The organism is Arthrobacter sulfonylureivorans (assembly GCF_047607445.1).
Taxonomy (GTDB): Bacteria; Actinomycetota; Actinomycetes; order Actinomycetales; family Micrococcaceae; genus Crystallibacter; species Crystallibacter sulfonylureivorans_A.
Genome location: NZ_JBLKRT010000063.1, coordinates 1 through 7,401 on the forward strand (window position 1 = coordinate 1; position 7,401 = coordinate 7,401).

Annotated in this window: 8 protein-coding genes; 1 reads left to right on the forward strand and 7 read right to left on the reverse strand. The window is 66.7% G+C overall.

Annotated features, from left to right (window positions below; all coding sequences use genetic code 11):
- Positions 1-19 precede the first annotated feature (19 nt).
- From ACMX2H_RS18440 to ACMX2H_RS18470, 7 genes are all read right to left on the reverse strand, one after another.
- Positions 20-247, reverse strand: coding sequence for a hypothetical protein (locus ACMX2H_RS18440; RefSeq protein ID WP_414962662.1), 228 nt, complete (start codon positions 245-247; stop codon positions 20-22).
- A gap of 46 nt (positions 248-293) precedes the next feature.
- Positions 294-1,328, reverse strand: a complete 1,035-nt coding sequence (locus ACMX2H_RS18445) for a serine hydrolase domain-containing protein (RefSeq protein ID WP_414962664.1) — start codon at positions 1,326-1,328, stop codon at positions 294-296.
- A gap of 20 nt (positions 1,329-1,348) precedes the next feature.
- Positions 1,349-1,864: a ribonuclease E activity regulator RraA gene (gene rraA / locus ACMX2H_RS18450; RefSeq protein ID WP_414962666.1), complete on the reverse strand. Its 516-nt coding sequence runs from the start codon at positions 1,862-1,864 to the stop codon at positions 1,349-1,351.
- Positions 1,865-2,001: 137 nt separating this feature from the next.
- Positions 2,002-3,510 (reverse strand): dihydrolipoamide acetyltransferase family protein, encoded by a 1,509-nt coding sequence (locus ACMX2H_RS18455; protein ID WP_414962667.1) that lies wholly within the window; start codon positions 3,508-3,510, stop codon positions 2,002-2,004.
- A gap of 13 nt (positions 3,511-3,523) precedes the next feature.
- The gene (locus ACMX2H_RS18460; RefSeq protein WP_414962669.1) at positions 3,524-4,498 is read right to left on the reverse strand and encodes an alpha-ketoacid dehydrogenase subunit beta; all 975 of its coding nucleotides are present in this window, start codon (positions 4,496-4,498) and stop codon (positions 3,524-3,526) included.
- Positions 4,498-5,679 (reverse strand): pyruvate dehydrogenase (acetyl-transferring) E1 component subunit alpha, encoded by a 1,182-nt coding sequence (pdhA, locus tag ACMX2H_RS18465; protein ID WP_414962671.1) that lies wholly within the window; start codon positions 5,677-5,679, stop codon positions 4,498-4,500. Before pdhA ends, ACMX2H_RS18460 begins: the two co-directional genes overlap by 1 nt.
- A gap of 148 nt (positions 5,680-5,827) precedes the next feature.
- A complete protein-coding gene (locus ACMX2H_RS18470) occupies positions 5,828-6,979 on the reverse strand; it encodes a histidinol-phosphate transaminase (RefSeq protein ID WP_414962673.1) in 1,152 nt (383 codons plus the stop codon).
- A gap of 73 nt (positions 6,980-7,052) precedes the next feature.
- On the opposite strand from ACMX2H_RS18470, the gene ACMX2H_RS18475 reads away from it, so the two are divergent.
- The coding region (locus ACMX2H_RS18475) for a phage holin family protein (RefSeq protein WP_414962675.1) at positions 7,053-7,401 on the forward strand (349 nt) is incomplete at its 3' end.

The following is a 7,401-nucleotide window of genomic DNA, read 5'->3' on the forward strand; positions in this document are numbered from 1 at the left end:
GCCCCGGTCCTTGAGAAAGCTATGGCCGGCGCCGGTTCTTGACGTAGCGGTAGTACACGTACCGGCCGGCGAAATACAGCCCGATCACGATGATGATGCGCAGGATCGGATGCAGGCCGGGAACCAGCCAGATCATCACGTAGCTCAGCAGGAAGACGGCAGCCATGGCCCACAGCGTGCCCTTCCAGTCGATCCTGGGTACCCCGGAGTCGTTGCGGCGCTGACCCGAGGGCCTGTTGTTACTCATGCGCCCAGTCTTTCACAGCGTGCGCAGCGTCGCCGCCGCAGCCGGCTTACTGGATCAGCGCGTTGATCTTGCGCAGCGGACCCCAGACGCCGTCCTCCGCGTTGGAGACCATCGCCAAGGTCAGGTCGTGGTCCGGAAAATACTCGACGATGGCGCTGGCACCGGTATTGATGCCGTCCTTGGATACGGACCGCAGCCGTCCGGCAACAGAGCGAAATTCCAGCCCGAGCCCGTACTCCACGAGCTGGTCGCCGTTTTCGTGGTGCTTGACCTGGGGCGTGAGAAAGGCTTCCGTGGTTTCGGGCGACAGCAGCCGTCCCGTCCTGACCGCGTCCAGGAAGACCACCAGATCCCGCGCGGTGGCGTAAGCTCCGCCGTCGGGGGATCCGATGGGCGGATAACTGTAGATATTCGACCGCCAGCCGGTTCCGTCAGCCGCCGGTTCCCAGCCCTCTGCCACATCCGGGACCGCCTGGCGCATGTCGAAGAACCCTGCCGTCATCCCGGCGGGGGCAAAGATCTGGTCGACGACGTAGTCTCGGTAACTGCTTCCGGTCGCCTTTTCCAGGGCCAAGCCCGCCAGGATATAGCCCACGTTGCAGTAGCGGCAGCCTTGGCCCGGCGGGAAGTTCGGCGTCTTGTGGACAAACTGCGGCAGGAAATCCGCGGTCTGTGTCACCGAGTAATTGGGCCGCTCGAGCCAGAGCGCCTCGTAGGATTCGCCCGCTTCCTCGTCCGCGTCGTCGGCAATGCCCGAGGTGTGAGTCAGCAGCTGCTTCAGCGTGACGTCGGCCGGAATCTGCGTGCCGGCCAGGTCCACGTGGTCGTGGATCAGTCCGTCCAGGCTCAGCGTCCCCGCGTCGACCTGCTGCAGCACGGCCACGGCAGCGAACAGCTTGGTCACCGACGCGACGTCGAACCGGGTGTTCGTGCTGACCGGCACGTTCCAACGCCGGGTGGCCACACCGTAGGCCTCATCCAGCAGGACCTTCCCGTGCTGGCGGACGTGGATGGCACCGGAGAAGTCTGCCGCACCCTGCATGATCCCGGCGGCGACCTCGGCGTCGAACGAAGCAGTCATGGGGCGACTGTACCGTGCCGTCAGCCGTCGACGAGGATTCCGTCCAGATCGGCGTGGACCGTAGCGCCGGGACGGAAGACCACTCCCCCGATCTGCACCGGGACGTCCGTTTCGCCGCGGCTCTGTTTGGCGCTTTTGCGCGGGTTGCTGCCGAGGGCCTTAATCCCGAGCGGCAGCTGTGCCAGGGCTGCCCGGTCCCGGACCGCTCCGTTGATGATGACGCCGGACCAGCCGTTGGCCACGGCGGCGGCAGCGATCATGTCCCCCATCAGCGCCGTCTCCACGGATCCTCCGCCGTCGACCACCAGTACCGCGCCGTCCCCCGGGGAGTTGAGCACGGACTTCACCAGCCCGTTGTCTTGGAAACAGCTGATGGTCCGGACCGGTCCGCTGAAGGCGGCCCGGCCGCCGAAGTTGCCAAACTGGAGCGACACCGAGGCCAGCTCGTCGCCGCGTTCGTCGTACAGGTCCGCCGTCGGCGTCACTGCGGGTTCGACGACGGTGCTCGCCTGGGCATTGCCTGCTGGATTGGTCACGTGATGGTGCTCCTCCTCGCCACACGGTGATCCTAGCAACCGTGGCGCCGGCGGGCACCGGCCGGCCGCGGCGAACGCGTCGCCGCCGCGCGCCGGCACCGGTCGACGGCGTCAGCCGAGGGGAGCCAGGCGTGGCGTCAGTCGAGCAGCAGCGCCGGTTCTTCCATGATGGCGGCGACGTCCGCCATGAACCGGGCAGAAAGGTCGCCGTCCACCACGCGGTGGTCGAACGAGCCACCCAGCGTGGTGATCCAGCGCGGGATGACTTCGCCGGACACCACCCACGGCTTCTGCCGGATGGTGCCGAAGGCGACGATCGCGACTTCGCCCGGGTTGATGATCGGTGTGCCGATATCGATGCCGAGGGCCCCGATGTTGGTGATGGACAGGGTGCCGTGCTGCATGTCCGCCGGCTTGGTCTTGCCGGCGCGCGCAGTGGTGGCCAGTTCGTTGAGCGCCACCGCGAGTTCCTTGAGCGAGAGGTCCTGCGCGTCCTTGATGTTCGGGACCAGCAGGCCGCGCGGCGTGGCGGCCGCGATGCCCAGGTTCATGAAGTGCTTAACGTGGATCTCGTCGCCGGACTCCCCCTCCACCCAGCTGGCGTTAACGCTGGGGTTGCGCGCCGCTGCCCAGATGACCGCCTTGGCCAGGATGAGCAGCGGGGACACCTTGATCCCTTCGAAGTCGCGGGACTTCTTCAGCCGCTGCACAAACTCCATGGTCCGCGAGGCATCCACGTCCACGAAGATGCTCACGTGCGGGGCGCTGAAGGCCGACTCAACCATCGCCTTGGCGGTGGCCTTGCGAACACCCTTGACCGGAATACGTTCGATCCGGTTGTCCAGCAGGCCCTTCCGCGGCGCCCAGAACGTGGGGGCGGCAGCTTGTTCAGCCTCGCGCTGGGCCTGGTAGCTGAGCAGGTCCTGCTTGGTCACCTCGCCGCCCTTGCCGGTAGGGGTGATGTCGGCCAGGTTAATGCCCAGATCCTTTGCGGCCTTACGGACCGGAGGCTTGGCCAGCACCCGCGTCAGCAGCCGGGATACGGCCGCCTGGACCGCTTCGCCCCGGTGTCCGCTGGGGACCGAACCGGGAACGGCAGCGTCGTCGTCGGTCGAAACCGGCGGCACGTGCTGTGCTTGGCCGTGCGGTTCGGGCAGATGCATGGCGGCAGGCGCGGTCGCCTTGCCGGACGGACGCCCGAAGCCGCGCGCCGCCGTCGTTGTTCCGGCACTTGAGGAGGCGCTGCCGCGCCGCAGCCGGCGCCTGACCGGATCGGCCTTGGGGCCGGAACCAACCAGCGGGCCGGCCTCGGGGGCGGCATTCGGTACCGGTTGCTCCGGTACCTGTGCATTGGCGGTGGTTCCGGCGGCGGGCTGCGGTGTGGCGGGCGCGGGCTGGGCGCCTTCGGGGGCGACGGCGATGATCGGCGTGCCGACCTCCACCGTCTGGCCCTCCGGCACCAGCAGGTCCGAGACCACGCCGGCATACGGACTGGGCAGCTCGACCAGCGACTTGGCGGTTTCGATCTCGACGATCACGTCGTTGACCGCCACCGTGTCGCCGGGCTTGACCTTCCAGGACACGATCTCGGCTTCGACCAGTCCCTCGCCGACATCGGGGAGGTTGAAAATCTGCGTGTTCGACATGAAATCTCCGATATCAGTAGGCGAGCGAACGGTCGAGGGCCTCAAGCAGGCGGTCGATGTCCGGCAGGTACTGTTCCTCCACCTTGGCCAGCGGGTAGGGCATGTGGAAACCGCCGACGCGCAGCACCGGGGCTTCCAGGCTCAGGAAGGCGCGTTCCGCCACCCGGGCGGCGATTTCGCCGCCGATGCCGCCGAAGGTCGGCGCCTCGTGCGTGACGATCAGCCGGCCGGTTTTCTCGACCGAGGCCGTGACGGTGTCGAAGTCGATCGGCGAGATGGAGCGCAGGTCGATCACCTCCACGCTGTTGCCGTCCTCTTGCGCCGCCTCCGCTGCGGCCAGCGCGACCGGAACCAGCGGACCGTAGGCCACGATGGTGACGTCGGTGCCCTCCCGGACCACCTGTGCGCTGAAGGCGTCGCGGCCGGCCGACTCGGTGTCCACCTCGCCCTTGAGCCAGTAGCGGCGCTTGGGCTCAAAGATGATCACCGGGTCCTGGCAGGCCACGGCCTGCTGGGTCATCCAGTAGGCGTCGTGCGGGTTGGACGGGGTGATGATGCGCAGCCCAGCGGTGTGCGCGAAGAGGGCTTCCGGGGATTCCGAATGGTGCTCGATCGAGCCGATTCCGCCGCCGTAGGGAATGCGGATGACGACGGGCGCGGAGAGCATGCCGGAGCTGCGGCTGCGGATCTTGGCCAGCTGGGTGGTGATCTGGTTGAACGCGGGGAAGACGAACCCGTCGAATTGGATCTCGCAGATGGGCCGGTAGCCGCGGAAGCTCAATCCGATGGCAGTGCCGAGGATGCCCGACTCGGCCAGCGGTGTGTCAACCACCCGGTCGGCCCCGAATTCGGCCTGCAGCCCTTCTGTGACGCGGTAGACACCGCCGAGCTTGCCGATGTCCTCGCCCATGATCAGCGTCTTCGGGTCGTCGGCCAGGACAGCGCGGAGCCCGCTGGTGATCGCCTTGGCTATGGTCATGGTGGGCATCAGCGTGCCTGCCCTTCAGCCTGTCCGGCGGTGTCCTCGGCAAAGCCGGCCTGGTACTGCCGGTGCCATTCCAGCTCCTCGCGGATCAGCGGGTGCGGCTCTGCGTACACATTGGCGAAGTGGTCCTCGAAGTCCGGGGCCTCCATCGCCAGCACGTCGGCGCGCGTGCTGGCCGCGAGCTTGTCCGCCTCTGCGGCAATCTGGTCGAAGAAGTCCGGCCCGGCGGTGTTGGTGCTGCGCAGGTATCGCTCCAGCCGCAGCAGCGGATCGCGCTCGCGCCACTTCTCTTCCTCCGCGGCCTCGCGGTATTTGGTCGGATCGTCAGCGGTGGTGTGGGCGCTCATCCGGTACGTGAACGCCTCGATCAGCACCGGACCCTTGCCCGAACGCGCACGCTCCAGCGCCCAGCGCATGACCGCGTGGACGGCAACCACGTCATTGCCGTCCACGCGGACCCCCGGGAAACCGTAGCCGCTGGCCCGGTTGGACAGCGGAATGCGGGACTGGACTTCGGTGGGGACGGAGATGGCCCAGTGGTTGTTCTGGCAGAAGAAGACCACCGGGGACTGGTTGGAGGCGGCAAACACCATCGACTCGTGGACATCGCCTTCGGAGCTGGCGCCGTCGCCGAAGTAGGCGACCGTCACGGCGTCGTCGCCGTCGCGCTGGACGCCCATGGCGTAGCCGACCGCGTGCAGCGATTGGGCGGCCAGCACCAGCGTGTAGATGTGGAAGTTGCTTTCCCGCGGGTCCCAGCCGCCGTTGCTGACGCCGCGGAACAGCCGCAGCACCTTGGACAGCTCCAGCCCGCGGGTGAGCGCAACGCCGTGTTCCCGGTAGGTCGGGAACACGTAGTCCTGGGCCTCCAGCGCGCTGCCCGAACCGATCTGAGCCGCTTCCTGGCCCAGCAGGGGCGGCCACAGGAGCAGTTGGCCCTGCCGCTGCAGTGCGGTTGCCTCCTGATCGAACCGGCGGACCAAGGCCATGTCCCGGTACATGGCGCGCAGCGCCTCGCCGTCAAGATGCGCCGCGTAGCGGCCGTACTTGGTGTCCTCGCGGAGGCTGCCGTCGGGCGCCATCAACTGGACCAGCGGCGGCGCGTCAGCGGGGTCGCTGGTCACCAAGGACTGCTCGAGTTCTTCGATATCGAATTCCGAGGCGGGCAAGTGCTCAGCGCCCATGTGAACTCCTCGCCGATCCGCCGGCTGCCGGCAGATCTTCGCTGTTCATATATGCCGGGCCGGGAATGCATTCCTGACCCGGCATATATCGGTCGTTTGTCTCGTCCTAGCCTAACGGCAGCCGCGGCGGGGACCCGTGTTATTACCGTCAGGAAACGCCGGGACCGTTTGTATAGTTCTCACAGAGCGCCAGGAAACGGCTGTTGGCCTCGACTTCGCCGATACTGACCCGGACCCCGTCGCCGGCGAAGGCCCTGACGGACAGCGCTTGCTGTCCGGCGAGTTCGGCAAACTCCTGCGCCCGGTCGCCCAGCGGCAGCCAGACGAAGTTGCCCTGGGTCTGCGGAATCTTCCACCCCAGCATGGCGAGTCCGGCGACCACGCGGTCACGTTCGTCGACCAGGCTTTGTACCCTTTCTACAACTTCGTCGTAGTGTCGCAGCGACGTGATGGCCGCATGTTCGGCCAGGCTGGAGACCGCAAACGGCGTTGCCGCCACGCGCAGGTGCTGGGTGATCTGCGGCTGCGAGATGGAATAGCCCACCCGCAGGCCTGCCAGGCCGTGCGCCTTGGAGAAGGTGCGGAGCACCACCACATTCGGGTACTTCCGGTACATCGCGACGCCGTCGACTACCTCCGAGTCCCGGACGAACTCGGTGTAGGCCTCGTCGATGACCACGATGATGTCGTCCCGCACGGCGCGGAAAAAGTTCTCCACGTCGGTTGCCTTCAGTGCCGGGCCAGTCGGGTTGTTCGGCGTGCAGAGCAGGATGACCTTGGTCCGTTCGGTCACGGCGTCCAGCATGGCTTCGAGGTCGTGGGTCCCGTCTGACCGGTTGGGGATCTGGACGCTGCGGGCGCCGGAGAGCCCCACCATGATCGGGTAGGCCTCGAACGACCGCCAGGGGTAGACGACTTCGTCTTCGCTGCCGTCCTCGTGCTGTCCGGCAAACGTCTGCAGGATCTGCACCAGGGCACCCAGGCTTCCCGCGCCGGTGACAATGTCGTCGGCGGGGACGTCCAGGAAGCGGCCCAGTTCATTGCGCAGCGCGGTGCACAGCGGGTCGGGGTAGCGCATGATGTCCGTCTGCGCGTTGACGGCTTCCAGCACGGCAGGCAGCGGCGGCAAGGGGTTTTCGTTGGAGGACAGTTTGTAGGACTGCAGGCCCTCGATCGCGGCCGGCGGTTTGCCGGCAGCATACTTAGGCAGCCTGTCGAGGACCGGACGCGGGTGGATCCGGGCCGACGTTCCTGCTGCCTGAACCGCAGCTTCCTTGATGGGGTTCTCAGGAGAAATCATGCCTTTAAGGATACGTGGGCTCCGGCACAGCAAGTTCAGCATGGCGACGGCGAGGGTGTGGCAGCATAAGCGCATGGGAAAGTTCATTGTGCGGGTCATCATCAATGCGCTGGCACTCTGGGTGGCCAGCTGGATTCTGCCCGGCATGGATATCCATGGCTCCGCCGCGGCCGAGGCGGTCGGCAACGAAACGATCGGCACGGTGCTGGGCTATCTGCTGATCGGGCTGATCTTTGGCCTGGTGAACGCGATCATCCGCCCCATTGTTTCCTTTCTGTCGATTCCGCTGACCATCCTGACGCTGGGGCTGTTCACCATTGTGATCAATGCGCTGATGCTGGTGCTGACCGCCTGGCTGTCCAGCTTCACCCCGGTGGAGTTCGTCGTGGATTCGTTCTTCTGGACCGCCATCCTCGGCTCGC

What these genes read in the sequence shown, in the direction of transcription:
- ACMX2H_RS18440 (WP_414962662.1), bottom strand. Translation starts at nt 247, where the DNA reads ATGAGTAACAACAGGCCCTCGGGTCAGCGCCGCAACGACTCCGGGGTA.
- ACMX2H_RS18455 (WP_414962667.1), bottom strand. Translation starts at nt 3,510, where the DNA reads ATGTCGAACACGCAGATTTTCAACCTCCCCGATGTCGGCGAGGGACTG.
- ACMX2H_RS18470 (WP_414962673.1), bottom strand. Translation starts at nt 6,979, where the DNA reads ATGATTTCTCCTGAGAACCCCATCAAGGAAGCTGCGGTTCAGGCAGCA.
- ACMX2H_RS18445 (WP_414962664.1), bottom strand. Translation starts at nt 1,328, where the DNA reads ATGACTGCTTCGTTCGACGCCGAGGTCGCCGCCGGGATCATGCAGGGT.
- ACMX2H_RS18460 (WP_414962669.1), bottom strand. Translation starts at nt 4,498, where the DNA reads ATGCCCACCATGACCATAGCCAAGGCGATCACCAGCGGGCTCCGCGCT.
- pdhA (WP_414962671.1), bottom strand. Translation starts at nt 5,679, where the DNA reads ATGGGCGCTGAGCACTTGCCCGCCTCGGAATTCGATATCGAAGAACTC.